General features: G+C 71.1%; 13 protein-coding genes and 3 pseudogenes. 7 read left to right on the forward strand and 9 right to left on the reverse strand.

Annotated elements, in window-relative coordinates:
* Positions 1-634: 634 nt before the first annotated feature.
* The 4 genes and pseudogenes from ACTWLT_RS18995 to ACTWLT_RS31560 form a co-directional block, all read right to left on the reverse strand.
* A pseudogene (locus tag ACTWLT_RS18995) lies at positions 635-1,304 on the reverse strand (lipid II flippase MurJ); the annotation flags it as partial.
* A gap of 91 nt (positions 1,305-1,395) precedes the next feature.
* Positions 1,396-3,366: a potassium transporter Kup gene (locus ACTWLT_RS19000; RefSeq protein WP_445319546.1), complete on the reverse strand. Its 1,971-nt coding sequence runs from the start codon at positions 3,364-3,366 to the stop codon at positions 1,396-1,398.
* Positions 3,367-3,864: 498 nt separating this feature from the next.
* Positions 3,865-5,637: a hypothetical protein gene (locus ACTWLT_RS19005; protein WP_445319547.1), complete on the reverse strand. Its 1,773-nt coding sequence runs from the start codon at positions 5,635-5,637 to the stop codon at positions 3,865-3,867.
* A 24-nt stretch (positions 5,638-5,661) separates the two neighbouring features.
* On the reverse strand, positions 5,662-6,024 hold the full coding sequence (locus tag ACTWLT_RS31560; RefSeq protein WP_510182488.1) for a DUF8847 domain-containing protein: 363 nt from the start codon (positions 6,022-6,024) through the stop codon (positions 5,662-5,664).
* A 630-nt stretch (positions 6,025-6,654) separates the two neighbouring features.
* Between ACTWLT_RS31560 and ACTWLT_RS19010 the strand changes: the two genes are divergently transcribed.
* Positions 6,655-6,918: an extracellular solute-binding protein gene (locus ACTWLT_RS19010; protein WP_445319548.1), complete on the forward strand. Its 264-nt coding sequence runs from the start codon at positions 6,655-6,657 to the stop codon at positions 6,916-6,918.
* Between the two features lie 220 nt (positions 6,919-7,138).
* On the opposite strand, the gene ACTWLT_RS19015 is transcribed toward ACTWLT_RS19010, so the two are convergent.
* Positions 7,139-7,777 carry an HD domain-containing protein gene (locus ACTWLT_RS19015; RefSeq protein WP_445319549.1) on the reverse strand — a complete coding sequence of 213 codons (639 nt, stop codon included), beginning with the start codon at positions 7,775-7,777 and terminating at the stop codon, positions 7,139-7,141.
* A gap of 146 nt (positions 7,778-7,923) precedes the next feature.
* Between ACTWLT_RS19015 and ACTWLT_RS19020 the strand changes: the two genes are divergently transcribed.
* Positions 7,924-8,895: a GlxA family transcriptional regulator gene (locus tag ACTWLT_RS19020; protein ID WP_445319550.1), complete on the forward strand. Its 972-nt coding sequence runs from the start codon at positions 7,924-7,926 to the stop codon at positions 8,893-8,895.
* Positions 8,896-8,968: 73 nt separating this feature from the next.
* Here the strand turns inward: ACTWLT_RS19020 and ACTWLT_RS19025 are convergent, their stop codons facing one another.
* The gene (locus tag ACTWLT_RS19025) at positions 8,969-9,268 is read right to left on the reverse strand and encodes an alpha-L-rhamnosidase C-terminal domain-containing protein (protein ID WP_445319551.1); all 300 of its coding nucleotides are present in this window, start codon (positions 9,266-9,268) and stop codon (positions 8,969-8,971) included.
* 670 nt (positions 9,269-9,938) lie between these two features.
* On the opposite strand from ACTWLT_RS19025, the gene ACTWLT_RS19030 reads away from it, so the two are divergent.
* Genes ACTWLT_RS19030 through ACTWLT_RS19050 form a run of 5 tightly spaced genes read left to right on the forward strand, consistent with a single transcriptional unit; the run spans position 9,939 to position 13,811 of the window.
* Positions 9,939-10,490, forward strand: a complete 552-nt coding sequence (locus ACTWLT_RS19030) for an RNA polymerase sigma factor (RefSeq protein ID WP_445319552.1) — start codon at positions 9,939-9,941, stop codon at positions 10,488-10,490.
* Positions 10,487-11,365 (forward strand): zf-HC2 domain-containing protein, encoded by an 879-nt coding sequence (locus ACTWLT_RS19035; protein WP_445319553.1) that lies wholly within the window; start codon positions 10,487-10,489, stop codon positions 11,363-11,365. Before ACTWLT_RS19030 ends, ACTWLT_RS19035 begins: the two co-directional genes overlap by 4 nt.
* Positions 11,362-12,057 (forward strand): hypothetical protein, encoded by a 696-nt coding sequence (locus tag ACTWLT_RS19040; protein ID WP_445319554.1) that lies wholly within the window; start codon positions 11,362-11,364, stop codon positions 12,055-12,057. Before ACTWLT_RS19035 ends, ACTWLT_RS19040 begins: the two co-directional genes overlap by 4 nt.
* Positions 12,054-12,869 (forward strand): ABC transporter permease, encoded by an 816-nt coding sequence (locus ACTWLT_RS19045; RefSeq protein ID WP_445319555.1) that lies wholly within the window; start codon positions 12,054-12,056, stop codon positions 12,867-12,869. The genes ACTWLT_RS19040 and ACTWLT_RS19045 overlap by 4 nt, the downstream gene beginning before the upstream one ends.
* Before the next feature lie 33 nt (positions 12,870-12,902).
* The gene (locus ACTWLT_RS19050; RefSeq protein WP_445319556.1) at positions 12,903-13,811 is read left to right on the forward strand and encodes an ATP-binding cassette domain-containing protein; all 909 of its coding nucleotides are present in this window, start codon (positions 12,903-12,905) and stop codon (positions 13,809-13,811) included.
* A 60-nt stretch (positions 13,812-13,871) separates the two neighbouring features.
* On the opposite strand, the pseudogene ACTWLT_RS19055 reads toward ACTWLT_RS19050, so the two are convergent.
* The 3 genes and pseudogenes from ACTWLT_RS19055 to ACTWLT_RS19065 form a co-directional block, all read right to left on the reverse strand.
* A pseudogene (locus ACTWLT_RS19055) lies at positions 13,872-14,045 on the reverse strand (multicopper oxidase domain-containing protein); the annotation flags it as partial.
* Positions 14,046-14,345: 300 nt separating this feature from the next.
* Complete coding sequence (locus tag ACTWLT_RS19060) at positions 14,346-15,401, reverse strand: CapA family protein (RefSeq protein WP_445319557.1); 1,056 nt, start codon at positions 15,399-15,401, stop codon at positions 14,346-14,348.
* Between the two features lie 226 nt (positions 15,402-15,627).
* Positions 15,628-15,751: pseudogene (locus tag ACTWLT_RS19065) on the reverse strand (IS110 family transposase); the annotation flags it as partial.
* Positions 15,752-15,764 lie beyond the last annotated feature (13 nt).

Genomic DNA, 15,764 nt, shown 5'->3' on the forward strand with positions numbered 1-15,764 from the left:
AGACCGGCGTGCACGGCCGATCAGCGTCACCATCAGCATCATCCTGACCGTGATCACTCTCGGCTCAAGCCGGGTCGTGCCAACCCTGCGACGTCAGTGCCTCCGCGGCGCGAGCCCCGCCACCTGGTGCGCCATGACAGCCAGAACGAAAGCAGCAATCCAGCCTTGGTGGCCCTGCACAAGGCCGGGGAGCACACCAGCGCCGAGCTGTCCGGCGTGGCCCGCTCGACGGTCTACCGCGCGATCGAGCGTGCTGCAGCGGCACCTGGACCGGCTTGAAAGACCACGCGGAACCCCTTGCCGCGAACAAGCGTTAGCGCCCGTCGCGACCCTTGCGGTATGAAGTGACGAGCCATCCGAGGAAGCCGATCAGCAGGAGGATCACGATAACGGCGGTGACGTGCCAGGGCTTCATGACATCTCCCGAGTGGTGAGTCGCTCGTAAGCGAAAGTCCGCGGCACGACCCTACTTGGGGTGTCTGCGGCGACTCGGCGGTTGGCCGTACACCGCAAGGGGTCGTGGTCGCACACTGACAACGCCACCTTCGATCGCCGCCAGTGCGAAGGAGCGTTAGGGCGAAAGCTCGCTGAGCAGCACCCTCAGTCCCTGACCGTGGGGTCCAAGGACAGGCGCTCAGCTAGTTCGGATGCCGGCGAGGGTGGTGGCTACGAGATGCTGCAGTTCGGTGAGGCGCACCAGGCGGGCGATCGCAACGTAGACGGCGGTGCCTACGCCTGCCGTGGTGAGCGTGATGAAACGCCGCGCTCATCCGGAACCGATCAGGGGTGTCAGGGCGTACGAGGTGACGGCGCCGCAGCTGCCGGCGATTCCGGCGGCGACTGCTACCCGTGCGTGGGTGCGGAGCAGCCGGTGGCCGTCGATGCGGCCAGCCTGCGGCGAAGGATGGCGGCGGCGATGAAGCCCGCGGTGTAGGCGGCCGCGTAGGCCAGGGGAATCCCGACGGCGATGTCAGCGCGCGGCAGCAGCCCGGTCGCGACGAGGCAGCCGGCCACGCCCACGACGGTCATTGCGGTGGTGATCAGCGCGGGGGTTCTTGGTGTCCTGCAGGGCGTAGGAGCCGCGTTGCAGGATCATGTAGCCGGTGAAGGGCACCAGGGCCACCTCGGAGGCTGCCACCACCCTCCCCAGCAGGGCGATCGCTGGCGGCCAGCTACGGCCGTAGGCGAACAAGGTGGCGATCTGCGGGCCGAGCACCGGCATGGCCGCCGCGATCGGGGCGAGGGCCACCACGGCGAGCCGGGACGGCTCGGGACAGGTCTTCGGTGATCTGGGCGGGGTATCGTGCCTCACCCATGGGTGCGGCGCCGCTACCCGGTCTCACCAAGCCGTAGCACGGCTTTCAGGTGTCATTACGGCCGGTGCCGAGGCGGAGTCTAGACGGGGACTTCGGCGCTGAGGACGATGGTGAGTTCCTCTGGCAGGTGCAGGAACTCGGCGTGGCTGGCGGCGTTGTGGGCGAGGGCGATGAACAGCCGTTTACGCCAGGTGGCCATTCCCGGGCTCCGGGTGCAGCGCAGCGTGATCCGCGAGACGAAGTAGGAGATCTGTTCGTAGTCGATTCCTTCGGCGAGGGGGTGGGTGGCGCAGCGGCGCAGGACCTCGGGGAAGTCGGTGGGGTCCTGGAAGCCGAAGACGGCGGTGATGTGGATGATGCCGTCGTCTGGGTTGCCGAGGTCGTCGATGGTCAGGCGCTGGTCCCACGGGATGTGGGGGACGTTCGCGGTGTTACCGGTGACGATGACGATCTTCTCGTGGCGTACGTGGTTGTGCGCGACGTTCGCCCGCAGCGCCAGGGGAGTGGTTTCCTTGTTCGGGTGGGGGAACACGGCGGTGCCGGGCACCCGCGGCGTTTTGGCGGCGTGCAGGTCGTCGATGAAGTCGCGCAGGGGGCCTTCGCGCTCGATCCGCCGGGCGGTGACCAGTTTGGCTCCGCGCCGCCAGGTCAGCAGGAGCGTGAACAGGACGCTCGCGATGAGCAGCGTCAGCCAACCGCCGTGGGTGACCTTGGCGAGGTTCGCGGTGAAGAAGGTCAGCTCGAGGCTGCCGAAGATGACCCCGAACAGCACCAGTCGCCGGATGGGCCAGTGCCAGTGGACCCGCGCGACGACGAGGAACAGGGTCGTGGTGATTAGGAATGTGCCGGTGACTGCCACCCCGTACGCGGCGGCGAGGTTGGTGGATGAGCCGAACGCGAACACCACCAGCAGGACTGCCGCGAACAGGGCCCAGTTCACCCCGGGCGCGTAGATCTGCCCGTACTGGTGGGCGGAGGTCTGCCGGATGCGCAGTCGCGGCAGGAAGCCCAGCCGCATGGCCTCCCGGGACACCGAGAACGCTCCGGAGATCACCGACTGGGACGCGATGACAGTGGCCACGGTGGCCAGGACGACCATCGGCAGCTGCGCCCAGTCTGGTAACAGGAGGAAGAACGGGTTCTCCCGGCTGGCGGGTGCGCGCAGGATCAACGCGCCCTGGCCGAGGTAGTTCAGCGTCAGGGCGGGAAACACGATCGCGAACCAGGCCCGGCGGATCGGGGCGCGACCGAAGTGTCCCATGTCGGCGTAGAGCGCCTCTGCACCGGTGATCGCCAGCACCACGGCGCCCATCGCGATGAACGCGACGACGGGGTGGTCCACGAAGAACAGGACCGCGTAGGTGGGGGACAGCCCGGCCAGCACGCCCGGATGATGGATTACCTCGGCCGCGCCGGCGACGCCCAGACTGGCGAACCAGAGCAGCATGATCGGCCCGAACACCGCCCCGACCCGTCCGGTGCCCCAACGCTGGATGGCGAACAGCAGGGTGAGGATCACCGCGGACACCGGGAGCACCACCACCGCCCACGCCGGTGAGATGACCTCAAGGCCCTCCACCGCGGACAGCACCGAGATCGCCGGAGTGATCACACTGTCGCCGTAGAACAGCGCAGCACCCAGAGCCCCCAGCGCCAGCGCCGTGGCGGCGCGCCTTTCGCTGCCCTTGACCAGCACTCTCCCGGCAAGCGCGGCCAGGGCCATCACCCCGCCCTCGCCCTCGTTGTCGGCCCGCAGGATGAAGATGACGTACTTGACCGACACGATCAGGATGATCGACCAGAACACCAGCGAGATCACGCCGAACACGTCCGGCGCGGTCGGAACCAGGCCACGGTCGAGGGTGAACACCGTCTTCAACGCGTACAGCGGGCTGGTCCCGATATCGCCGTACACCACCCCCAGGGCGCCCAGCGTCAGCCCGAGCCCCGCCGTCCGACGACCCGCGGGCGCTGTCCGGGACGCCGGCCCGCCACGCTTCGCCGGCCCCTGGTCCAGGCTGGGTTGTTCGTCGTCCGCTAGCTCCGCCACCCCACAGGCATACCAACCAAAACGCAACCGGCTAGGCGGTATGTCGCAATCGCCCGCGACGGGCGCCGACCTACCACACCAGCAGGAATGGCACCACGCCAAGATCTCCGCTACGCCGCTGGCGGCCACACAGCAGGAGGTTCTACACCCGGACGGGCGGCACCAGCCGGAGCGGCTACAGCCGGCGTTGCGCGATTGCGCTCGATGTCTGGTCGGCGCCAGGGCGAACGCCGCGGCGTGCACGGGCAACGCGGTCAGGGCGACGCAACGGTGCAGGCGTCCGGACGCCGCGCCAGCAGTGGAGGCCGGACAGCCGCGTTCAGCTGCTAACCCCTGCGGTGACAGCGGCGCAGGGCGGGGCGCTTCTGGCGGGCCTTGACCTTGACGCAAAGTCGACCCTGTCGAACTCCCAGCGCAGCACCCGGCCGTTCTCGCTGTCGCCCGCGCGGGCGACAATCTTCCATCGGACCTCGCGGGGTGGCGGCCGGCGGGGCGGAGTTACCGGCGACGGCTCGCCTGCTCCGGCTCGTTTTCCGCCACCGACTTGCCCAGTCGGGTCACCCAGTCGACGAACTCCGCGTCCTGCCTCGGCAACTGCTCGCCTTCCGCCCGGCTGTCCGCGCCGTCCCCGTCGGCCCGGGACTTGTTGCGCCGGAACAGGCCCAGCCGACCGCCGGCCCGTCCTGCCTGGGCGACGGGTGCTGGGGCGGCAGGCGCGGCGTCGGTGGTGTGCGGGCGCCCGGCGTGCTTGGCGGTCGCGAGGGCGTCCCAGTTGGCGGCCTGGTTCAGGTTGGGCAGGGGCGGCCGGAGTCGAGATGGGAGCGCCGGTTCGGGCCTCTCTTGCGGTCCGGCCGAGTGGGTTGCCTCGGCACCCGGAGCGGGCTCGGTCGAGGGCGGCACCCGCCGCGCCGGCACGACCGGCCAAGTCGCCTGCGTCAGCGTCCGGTCGGTCTTCGGCGGCTGGTACATCCGGCGGGTCCCCGGAGCGACGAGTGCCCCGTCGGGTCGGACTCCGTCCGGTTCGGTGTTGTCAGCCTCCGCCGTCCCGGAGCCGTTCCCGGCGGGTCCCGCGGGAAGGTGGGCTGCCGTCGCGGAGATCGGTTCCGATGCCTCCGGGGTGCGGTCGAGGTCAGCCCGTGCAGCGGGTGCGGCCGGTGCGGCGGTCCGCGTCGCGGAGTCGGCCGGCACGGCGCTGGCGTCCCGGCCGCTAGTCGACGCACCAAGGCCCAGCGGTTCGGCTGCGGTCGAAAGCTCCGGTGTTGTCGCGCCGACGACCGGCCCCGTGCCGGCCAGGTCGACGGGCTCCGGCTCGTCGGTCATACCACCAGCGGCCAGCGTCATAGCCTCCGCTACGGCGGGGCCGGCGGACCGTGGACGGAGGATGTCGGTCGGCTCGACGACCCGCGCTTCGGCGGCGCGTGGTACGAACGGCCAGCGGAACAACGCGGCGGCGGCCGAACCGAGCACACCGGCGGCGACGGCGAGCAGCGCGCCGTAGTACGGCGTGATCTGGTACCGGTCGACGGCGTCGCCGGGACCGGCGGTCAGGTAAGCGAACGCGACCAGCAAGGTTCCGGCTGTGCCAGTCGCGCCGTTGACCAGCGGCGGATGCCCGCGCCAGCGGGCCAGCCCGCCGGTCGCCGCGCCGATGAGCAGGGCCACCGCCGGCAGAATCAGGATCGCCTGCCGGTGTGCCGCGCCGGCGTCGAGCCCGGCCGGCTCCAGCACGCCGAGCCGTACGGCGGGCAACGGCCCGGCGGTTGCGAGCGACGGAACGATCGAGACGAGCGCCAGCAGCCAGACCACGCCGCCCATCGCCGCCATGTTCCAGCCCAGCGGCGGCTTCACCAGTACGGCGATCGCGGCACCCGCGCCGACCAGCGCGCCGAGCGTCGCGCAGATGCCGACGGCCAACATCGGATCCACAGAGAAGCGCTCGGCGGCCTGGGCCGGCCGGACGCAGAGCGGCGCCACGACGGTGGCGCCCAGCGCGGCGGTGGCGGCGACGGCCATCAATCTGCCGGTGCTGTCCAGCACCCCGTACCGGCGGGCAAGGCGTGCGGTGACGACGGTGCCGGCTACAGCGGCGTGTGCCGCGAACCAGCCCACCCAGACGAGCTGGGCAGGCCACTGGTTGACGGCGGCGTCGGTGGAGGCGCCGGTGAGCTGGACGATGCCGAAGCTGAACGCGATGCCGAGCTGAGCGGCACCGCCGAGCACGCCCACCCCGAGCGCTGTGAGCAATAGGTTACGCCACGTACGAGAGACCATGTCCGGCAGGTTACGCACCTAATACTACGGTTTGCGCTGGAATGCCAGATTCCACGTCAGACCGTCGTTCCAGCGGTTACTTCGCCCAGAGCTTGTCCGGCCGCTGGCGTCGAGAACCACATACATCCGGCCTGATGCCCGCCCTTGGTGAGTCACTTGCCGCGGGGGAGGGGACCGTCGTACCGGAATGTCGGCGAATCGTCCTCGCCGCCGCAGCGGAGATAGCGGTGTTGCACAGGCGGACTCGGGTGGTCGCGGGCACCGAAGGTATGCGCCGGCCTGCAGCAGGAGAACGGCCTGCGGAAGACACCCGTCCTCGTCAACCTCTATGGGCGTGATGCGGCCGTCGGCGGGTCCGCCGAGCAGCCACGCCTCTACCGCGGGCATCAGTCATCCACCCTCAGCCCTGCGGCAATCGGCAGCCCGGCTGCCGCCATGAACCGGCCGCCACGACGGCGAGGCCAATGAAGCATGCGAGGTAGCGCAGTGGCCCCGAGGTTGCCACGCGATGCATGCGGCGTACCCGCTAGTCATGGCTGCCCTCCATCCTCCAGCGGCTCGATGCGGAACGTTGAGATGTACCTCAGGCTCACTTCAGCAGGACACATCGGAACAGCGACAAGACCACACATCCGACAGGCACGTCATCGCCGAACTCCGGCCAGCGTCAAACTGACCAGGCGCACTCCGAGCCGGACCCAGCCGAAGAAACGGCAACGAGCCGGAGGACGACCCGTCTGTCCTGGTCGAGCCGGCAGTGCCCGGTGCACTGTAGGCGACGCACTCAACTCGGTAGATCCGGAAGCCGAGCGGTGCGCCGTACTCGGGGCTTCGACTTCACCAACGGGCTGATCGCCACGCTCCCGGACTCCACCGGGGTGATGACGGCGCTGACCAAGGAGGCGAAGTTCGCCTTCGCGCCGGCGTTCCTGCCGGAGCAGAAGGCGTTCGGCTGCCCGACCGGCGGCGTCGGGTTGGCGATGCTGGCTGGCCCGCCGAAGGAGCGTAAGGACGAAGGTGTTCGAGTTCGTCCGGTTCGCCGCCAAGCCGGAGAACGTCGCGCAGTGGTCACTCGACACCGGTTACCTGCCGTCCACCAAGGCGGCGCAGCAGACCCCGGAGTTGCAGAAGCTCTTCACCGGGCGGCCCGGTTACAAGAATGCCGTCGAGCAGCTGCGAAGACCCAGGCGCAGGACCAGGTCCGGCTGCTGGTGCCGAACGCGAACAAGGCCATCTAACGCCGGGTTGCAGAAGATCTACGCCGACAACCAGCCGGCCTAGCGGGTCTTCTCCGGCGGTGGCCGAGGAGCTGCGCAAGAACGCCGAGAGCGTCAAGGAAACGGTCGCCAAGTACAGCTGACCGGCCCGCCCGCTGGACCTATGGGAAGCCGGCCCGAGCCGTGAATCGGGCCGGCTCGGGCCGGAACGCCCCGGCGGTCGCCGAACGTCCGACACCGGACAGGTCGGCCACCCCGAGCAGACGTTCCCTGCGAGCGGACCGTCACTCCGGCCAGTCACTGCGCAGGATGATCTCCACGAAATCGTCCCGGACGAAGTTCGGGTCGAAGTGGGCGAGCACGTCCGCGTTGACGTTGCCGAACGTCGTCTGCGGGCGGTGCCTGTTGCCCTGATTGAAGGCGGCCAGGATCTGCCGCTTGAAGTCGGGGCGCGGATGGGCGGCAATGACCTCCGCGATCCGTTCCGGATCGAGGTCGCGGTAACCGATGCCCAGCACGTCGGTCTCCACTCCCGCGGTGACCAGTGCGATCTCCGGGTCGAGGAACTCCGGCACCCCCGGCGTGGTGTGCAACGCGATGGCCAGCCAGACCTTGCGGGCCTGCGAAACAGGTCGGCCATGGTCGAGCAGGAACCGCTCGGCGGCATGTGCTCCATCGACCTCGAACCGCAGGTCGGTGCTGCCGTACCGCTCGGTCAGGCCGAGATCGTGGAACATGGCACCGACGTACAGCAGTTCGAGATCGGGGCTCAGACCACGCCGCTCACCCTGGAGCGCGCCGAACAGGAACACCCGGCGGCTGTGCCGGAACAACAGGTCGTTGGTGGCTGCCCGGACGAGGTCGGTCGCGGCAGCCACGAGCGGGGTGTCCGGGATGGTGATCCCGGCGACGGTTTCGGCCATGGTGTGCTCACCCTGTTCCTACGGAGGTTTCTACTGGTGCAGAGGTTCGCCACCGATGCTGCCGGGCTAGACTCGGCCGGACCATGTCCAGAAGGACAGCCATCCCACAGATGCGGACATCGGATCGGCTGGAGGGAGCGGGTCGGATGAGCCGAGGGCGGTCACACCGCGTCGGCGTGCTCGTCTTCGACGGGGTGCAGCTACTCGACGTTTCCGGACCGGTGGACGTCTTCACCGGGGCTACCCGGCGCGGTGCCGACTATGCGGTGGCCCTGCTCGGCTGGCGGTCGGATTCGGTGCGTACCGCGTCCGGGGTCCGCTTGTCCGCCGACACCACCGTGGCCGAGTCCACGCCGCTGGACACGCTCGTGCTGACCGGAGCCGAAGACCTGACCGCACTGCCCGATGCCGAGGACCTACGTGCTCGATTGGGTCCACTGATCGGGCCGCCGACCCGGCTCGCCGCGGTCTGCACCGGCGCGTTCGTGCTGGCCCGGACCGGTTGGCTCGCTGGCCACCCGGCCACCACCCACTGGCGGCACGCCGGCCGCCTTCAGGCCGAATTCCCGGAGATCGAGGTCCGACCGGACGCCATCCACGTCCGTTCCGGCCGGTTCGCCACCAGCGCCGGGGTTACCGCCGGGATCGACCTCGCCCTCGCACTGGTCGAGGAGGACCACGGTGCCGACCTGGCCCGCGAGGTCGCCCGGGAACTCGTGGTGTTCATGCAGCGGCCGGGTGGGCAGTCCCAGTTCTCCGTCCGGCAGGACCTGCCGCCGACCCTCGATCAGCGGCTACGCCGGGTCGCCGACCGGGTCGCCACCGACCCGGCCCGGGCGTACCCGATCGAGGCAATGGCGCACGACGCGACGATGACTCCCCGCCACCTGCGCCGGCTCTTCCAACAGGAGTTCGGGCTCACCCCGGCGCGCTACCTGGAACTTGCCCGGGTCGAGGCGGCCCGCGCGCTGCTGGAGCGCGGCGGCACGGTCACCGAGGTGGCCCGGCGCAGTGGGTTCGGCAGCGATGAAACGCTGCGGCGGGCCTTCACCGCGTCGTACGGCATCCCGCCGTCGGTCTACCAGCGCCGGTTCCGGACCACAACCACCGCCTGGTGATCCCGCAGAGCCGGGTCCCGCTGGGTCGGGCCGATCGGGTCGACCCACCGACGCCCAGGCGCTCGGCGGCCGGTCAAACCCGGCGGAACCGGTACGTGCCGGAGCCGACCGTGAAGACCGCCAAGCCGTCGTCGGCACGGTGGTCGCCGCGTACGCCGTCGGCGCCGGAGGCGGCCACCCCGCCCTCGGGGACGTCCGCCGGATCGGCGTCCGGCACCCACACCTCGGCGATGGTGTTCACCGGCACCGGCACGTCGAGGGCGAACGTCCCGGCGTCAGCGCGCCAGGCGACGGCGGCTGGACCCGTACACCGTGGACAGCTCGGCCTCGGCCGGCTGGCTACGGCACTGCACCCGGCCCGCGGGCCGGCCATGAACCTTCTCCTTCGACCTGCGGATAACAGGTGATGGTCCGCAGCTCCGTTGGAAGGTGGCGCATGAATCGACCGGCGCCGGGACCACGTGCTCCGGTGGCAAACCACGGCGCGGCAGCGATTCTCGGCCCACGGCGGCGGGCAGGCCAACCCGGTCCGGAGGCCGGGCGACGCTGGCCGGCCACGCCCACGGCGGCGAACTCTTGCGGCACGCGGATCACCCGAGGTGCTCTTTGCGGCGGCCGGACCGCCGAGCTACGCATTCCGCCGAGCCGGGTAGTGGAGGGCGGCAACCGTGGCGGCACCGTCTCCGCCATCACCGACCTACAGGTCCACCAGGCCAAACCGCACCACCTGGCCGCCTGGATCCGCGGTCACTGGTCCATCGAAACAAAATCCACCGGGTCACCATCACGGTCTTCGAGGTGACGCCGGAACTGCGCCGGATCGCCGAGGTCCGGTGCGGCGACGAGTGGCGCCGTGTGACCTGGCCGTTGACGTCGGCCGGCCGCACGCGGCCAACCATAACTCGCACAGTGTGGTGACCTTGACGGCCGGCCGCGCACCGGAGCCGACCGGCCCGGTGCTCGAGGTCGGCTCGCCGGCACGCATACTCGTTTGAACCTTCCGCCCCGTCGGCTGCTACCTACCTGGAGTAGGGGGTGAGCGGATGGATCCGGGCAGTGACGAAGCGTTGCTGCGGTCGATCGCGGCCGGTGACGCCGCCGCGCTGTCCCGGCTCTACGAGCGGTACTCCGGCGCGCTCTTCGGCTATCTGCATCGGCTGGCCGGCGACCGGATGACCGCCGAGGAGATCCTGCAGGACACGATGCTCGCGGTCTGGCGGTCGGCCGGCGCCTTCGAGGGGCGGTCGAAGGTGACGACGTGGCTGTTCGGCGTCGCCCGCCGCCAGGCGCACAACCGGTTACGCGGCCGGTCCGCGCCCGAGCCCGCCGGCGCCGACCTGCCCGACCGGCCCGATCAGGGCGCCGGCCCGGAGGACCTCGCGATCGCGGCGGCCGGCGGGACCCCGGTGGCCGCCGCCATCAACCTGCTCCCCGCGCATCACCGGGACGTGATCGCGCTGGTGTTCGTGGCCGGCCTGCCGCTCGCCGACGTCGCCGAGGTGCTGGCGATCCCGGTCGGCACGGTCAAGAGCCGGCTGTATCACGCTCGGGCCGCCGTCGCCGCGGCGCTCACCGCTCAGGAGGTGCCCGAATGAAGGATCTGTTGCCCGCGTACGCCGCCGGCTCGCTCTCCGGACCGGACCGCGACCGGGTCCGCGCGCATCTCGCCGACTGCCCACGCTGCCGCGCCGACCTGGCCTCCTGGCAGGCTATCGCGGTGGCCGCCGCGCCAGGCGCGACGCCGCCGGACCCGGCGTCGCTGGTGCGGACGGTGCTGAGCCGCAGCACCATCGAACCCATCGTCCGCCGGCCCCCGCGGCGGGTGCGGCACCTCGTCGCGCTGGTCGCGGCCGAGGCGCGGCTGATCCGGCCGGCCGCGCCGATCGCCTCGGCGCTGGTGATGGCCCTCGGCGCGGGACTCGTGCTCCTGCGGACCACGGCCGGCGCGGACCTGATGCTCTCCCTGATCGCGCCGATCGTCGCCGCCGCGGGGGTCGCTGGCACCTACCGTTCCCGCCGCGACCCGGCCGCCGAGCTGCTCGCCGCCACACCCACCTCCGGCCGGCTGCTGCTGCTCATCCGCATCGCGCTGGTGTTCGGCTACGACCTGGTGCTCGCACTGGGCGCCTCCGCGGTGCTGACCGCCACCGGCGCGGCGGGCGCGGACGGCCTGAACGAGCTCGTCGGCGCCTGGCTCGGGCCGATGGCGCTGCTGTCCTCGGTCAGCCTGTTGATCGCCGTCTTCCTCGGGCCGGACACGGCGCTGGGCGCGGCCGTCGGGTTGTGGGCGGTGCGGGTGCTGGCGGGCGGCGTGCTAATCCCCGACGACTGGCTGGCCTGGTCCATCATCGGGGTCTGGTCGACGAACGCGCCGGTGCTCTTGGCCAGCGCCGCCCTCGCGATCGTCGCGGTGGCGATTTCCGGCCGCGGTGAACCTCACGGCGGCGGACGCGCTACCCACCCGATGTGAGACCACTGACCCTCTGGCGGTACGAGATGCGCAGGGCGGGCTGGGCGGCCTTCCTCGGCCCGCCCATCGCCCTCGCCCTCGGCATCACGGCCGCCCTCGCGAATCCGCAACCGAGCGACCCGACCACCGCCCGCATCCTGCTCGGCGCCCTGGAGATGGCGATACCGCTCGCCGCCGCGGTCGCCTGTTCCTCCCTCGTCGGCCGGGATCCGGCCCGCGAGCTCCAGCTCGCCTCGCCGACGCCGTACCGCGTCACGCTGCTGCGCCGGATGATCGTGACGCTCGGCTGGACCGCGGCGGTCGCCGTGCCGGCGGCGGTCGTGCTGATCGCGACCGGCTGGTGGGCCCGCTGGCCGGAGAACCACGGCGCGTTCGCCGGCCAGCTCACCTGGCTGGCGCCGACATTGGGCCTGAGTGGCCTGGCCTTCGCCGCGGGCGCCGTCTTCCGCAGCCCGGGCGCGGCCGGCGCGCTGGTCACCTCCGTGTGGGCGATCCAGCAGTTCTTTGCCGGCTCGGCGCAGGCGCACCTGCCGGGCCGGCTGCTCTACCTGTTCGCGACGACCCGGGGCGCGGCGCCCGGCGACTGGACCGCGAACCGCCTGACGTTGCTCGGCGTGGGCGCCGCGCTCATCGTATTCGCCCTGGTCCTGCTGGGCCGCTCGGAACGCCTCATCGGCGAGGAGGACGAATGACCACCTTTGTTGCCAGCCTGCGGTACGAGTTCCGGATGCAGGTCCGCAAGCGGACGGTGTGGATCGTGCCGGCGCTGACCCTGGTGCTGTTCGTGCTGATCGGGGGTAGCCTGCTGCGGGACCTGTTCGATCCGGGCGAACGGTCGGTCGATCCGCGGACCGCCGTGGTCGGCCTGGCGGTCCAGCTCCACGCGCTGCTGTCGATCGGGTTCGGCTGCCTGCTCGCCGACCGGCTGATCCGCGACGACCGGCTGCGGGTGGCGTCGATCCTGGACGCCACGCCCGCCTCGCCGAGGGCGCGCCTGCTCGGCAAGTACGTGGGCGCCGGCGCCGCGACGGCCATCCCGGTCGCGGTGGCGTACTTCGGCTTCGCCGCGGCGTACGCGGTGGACACCGGGGAGCCCCGGGCGCTGGGCTGGGCGCTGGCCGCCTTCGGGGCGGTGTTCATCCCCGGCCTGCTGTTCGTGGCCGCCTTCGCGCTGGCCGCGCCGCTGGTCATGCCGGCTCCGCTGTTCCGTGTCCTGTTCGTCGGCTACTGGCTGTGGGGCAACGTGGTCTCGCCGGACATGATGCCGACGCTCGCGCGGACCCTGGTCCACCCCCTGGGCGGTTATCCGCTCGCCGCGCTGTTCGACTTCCACGGCATCGACGGCCAGGACACCTGGGCCGGCCCGATACCCGGCGCGACGCTCAACGCCCTGCGGCCCGACCCGACGCCGGCGCTGGCCTGGCTGTCCATCGCCCTGCTGTTGATCATCGCCGCCGCCGTGCTCGCGGGCGGCCACGCCCTGCGCGCGCGCCGCGTCCGATAACGAGCCCGCGTCCGACAACGAGAAGGAACTCCCATGCGAATCGAGATCTCCGGCCTGACGAAGACGTACCGCGGTGGGGTGGCCGCCATCGACGGCCTCGACCTGGCCGTGCCCACCGGGATGTTCGGCCTGCTCGGCGCGAACGGCGCCGGCAAGACCACGCTGATGCGCATCCTGGCCGGCATCGTCCGTCCGACATCCGGCCGGGTCACCGTGGGCGAGCACGACCTCGGCACCAGCGCCGGGCGGACCGCCGTGCAGCGTGACCTCGGCTACCTGCCGCAGGACCTCGGCGTCTACCCCGACCTGACCGCCCGGCAGTTCCTCGACTACGTGGCGCTGCTCAAGGGCATGGACGACCGGACCGTCCGGCGCCGGCGGGTCGGCGAGCTGCTGGAGGTGGTGGCGCTGACCGAGCACGCGGACCGGCGGCTGCGCGGCTTCTCCGGCGGTATGCGGCAGCGGGTCGGCATCGCCCAGGCCCTGCTCGCCGACCCGCAGCTGCTGATCGTGGACGAGCCGACCGCGGGTCTCGACCCGGAGGAGCGGATCCGTTTCCGCACGCTGCTGTCCCAGTTCGCCGGCCGGCGCACGGTCCTGCTGAGCACGCACATCGTCGACGACATCGGGCAGACCTGCCGGGAGGTGGCGGTGCTCGCCAAGGGGCGGCTTATCTTCCGTGGCACGGTCGAGGAGTTGACCCGCCGCGCCCAGGGGCAGGTCTGGTCGGTCGTCACGGACGGACCGGCGCCGACCGAGGGGACGGTGGTGTCCGCGCTGCCGCACGACGACGGCATGCGCTACCGCATCGTGGCGCCGTCCGTGCCGAGCCCCGGGGCGCGTCCCCTGGAGCCCGGCCTGGAGGACGGCTATCTCGCGGTGGCTACCGGTCGCGGTAACGCTTCGCGGCAGCCAGCTTCGCCGCAAGGACGTCGGCCGTGACCCGGGCTTCCTGCTTGTAGACCACGAGGTAGTGGGGAGTGTCGCGCTGGAAGCGCAGCCTCAGTCCCGGTAGCCGAGGGTGGCCATCATGCCGGCCTCGGCGTGGTAGGCGTCGTGGCAGTGGGCCATCCAGCTGCCCGGATTATCAGCGTCGAAGTCGACGGTGACCGTCTGGCCGGGAACGACGATCACGGTGTCCTTGCGGACGCCGCCACCGGCCACGGCGAAGGTCACCCAGACGCGCCCGCAAGGACGCGGCGTCGTGGTAGGTGGCTCCGTGATGGTCCACCGGTAGGGCTCATCGACCCGCACAGCTTGAGCTGGTGCATTCGTTCGGTCGTCGCCCGCCGGGCATACCGGACGGCCCACCTATTGCTGGCGCCTCAGGGAGTGGCATGAGACCGAGGGCGGCAGCAGCTGCTGCACTCGGCGGTGCTCACGGAGCTGTGGGTCGGCGCGGTTCTAGCTGCGCGTCTCAACGTCGTCTGAGATTCACTCCTGCGTGCACCACATTGCCGGACTGTGTGTGCCGGACTACTGGGCGGGGCTCGCGGCGAGTCCGGTGCAGGCGTGTAAGTCCGCGTACTTCTGGCGGATCCGAGCCGTGTCCTCGCCGTCAGCGAGTTCGGGTCGACCGGTGTGTCGCGAGATCGTCGCGGGTACCAGTTCCGTCTTCGAGATCGCCGAACCGTCGAGGGTCACCCGCAGCACGCCCGTGTCGTTGCTGTACGCGTCGTCACGCCACCACACGAAGTTGCCGAGTCCGTACTGGACGAAGGTCTTGCCGAGCCACCCGTCGCCGAGCAGTAGGTGGGCGTGGGTGCCGACCACGATCGTGGCACCCGCCTCAGCCATCTCGTCAGCGAACGCGCGAGCCTCGGCGGGTGGACACGCCTCGCCCTCCGTGCCCCAGTGGACGTAGACGACGACCACGCTGGCCTGGCGCCGGGCGGCGCGCACCGCCGCGACGGCGCGCGGCAGATCCCGGGTCATCGCGATGCCGGCCCGGGTGTCGGTGGCTTTCCACTCCGACCACAGCTCGGAGACCTGGCTGAAGCCGAGGACTGCGATTCTGGTACCGCGTATCTCGGTGATCCACGGCCTGTACGCCGCCGCCGCGTCGGCGCCCGCCCCGACGGCCGGCAACCCGACGGTCCTGGCTGCGTCCACGGTGTCGGCCAGCCCCGTTCGCCCGTAGTCCAACGCGTGGTTGTTCGCGATCGACACCACGTCGATGCCGGCGGCCTTTACCGCGTCATACGCGCTTGCTGGCGCCTGGAAATGGAACTCCTTCGGCTCCGGAGCGCCGCGTGTGGTGACCGCCGTTTCCAGGTTGACCATCGCCAGGTCTGCGGCCGACAGGGTCGACGAGATCGACCCGAACGCGGTCGCCGGGTCGCCCAACAGGTCGGCCGTACGGCCGGCGAAGTGCACATCGCCCGCGAAGGCCAAGGTGATTTCGGCGGGGTGCGACGGGGAGCCTGCACGGGCGGAGCGGGTGGGCGCACCGGCCGGCGGGGTCCGGGCGGCATCGCACGCCGTAACAGTCAGGGTCGCCGCCAGCGCGACGAAGGAACGTGCCCATTTCACTCACCGCAGCATACGGAAACCCGCCCGACCCTAGGCCTGCTTGGCCAGGATTGCCCTCGGCCTGACCTGCGTGATGTCGGAGCCGAGAGGGCAAGGTAGACATAGCCTGGACGACAGTCGTGGCCGGCACCCGAGCTCTCGGGTGCCGGCCAGCGGCAGATCCAGTCATGGGCGACGGTTGACCCGGGCCCTGCCGGGGCAGCACCCCGGCATACGAATGAACCGGCTGAGGGGCATGCGACGTAGCGACGACGAGCTTGCGGCGGCCCGGCCTTGCGTAGCCCGGCCGGGCCGCCGCAGCGCGACAGCAGCTCCAGCACGGCCTTGTGCTGCACCTTCGGGCCGAGCACGAGTCCGCCCGCC

The organism is Micromonospora yongxingensis (assembly GCF_052601155.1).

Bases quoted from the DNA above. Each gene is read 5' to 3' on its own strand.
- ACTWLT_RS19005 (WP_445319547.1), bottom strand. From the start codon at position 5,637: ATGGTCTCTCGTACGTGGCGTAACCTATTGCTCACAGCGCTCGGGGTG.
- ACTWLT_RS31560 (WP_510182488.1), bottom strand. From the start codon at position 6,024: ATGCCCGCGGTAGAGGCGTGGCTGCTCGGCGGACCCGCCGACGGCCGC.
- ACTWLT_RS19015 (WP_445319549.1), bottom strand. From the start codon at position 7,777: ATGGCCGAAACCGTCGCCGGGATCACCATCCCGGACACCCCGCTCGTG.
- ACTWLT_RS19020 (WP_445319550.1), top strand. From the start codon at position 7,924: ATGAGCCGAGGGCGGTCACACCGCGTCGGCGTGCTCGTCTTCGACGGG.
- ACTWLT_RS19025 (WP_445319551.1), bottom strand. From the start codon at position 9,268: ATGGCCGGCCCGCGGGCCGGGTGCAGTGCCGTAGCCAGCCGGCCGAGG.
- ACTWLT_RS19030 (WP_445319552.1), top strand. From the start codon at position 9,939: ATGGATCCGGGCAGTGACGAAGCGTTGCTGCGGTCGATCGCGGCCGGT.
- ACTWLT_RS19035 (WP_445319553.1), top strand. From the start codon at position 10,487: ATGAAGGATCTGTTGCCCGCGTACGCCGCCGGCTCGCTCTCCGGACCG.
- ACTWLT_RS19045 (WP_445319555.1), top strand. From the start codon at position 12,054: ATGACCACCTTTGTTGCCAGCCTGCGGTACGAGTTCCGGATGCAGGTC.
- ACTWLT_RS19050 (WP_445319556.1), top strand. From the start codon at position 12,903: ATGCGAATCGAGATCTCCGGCCTGACGAAGACGTACCGCGGTGGGGTG.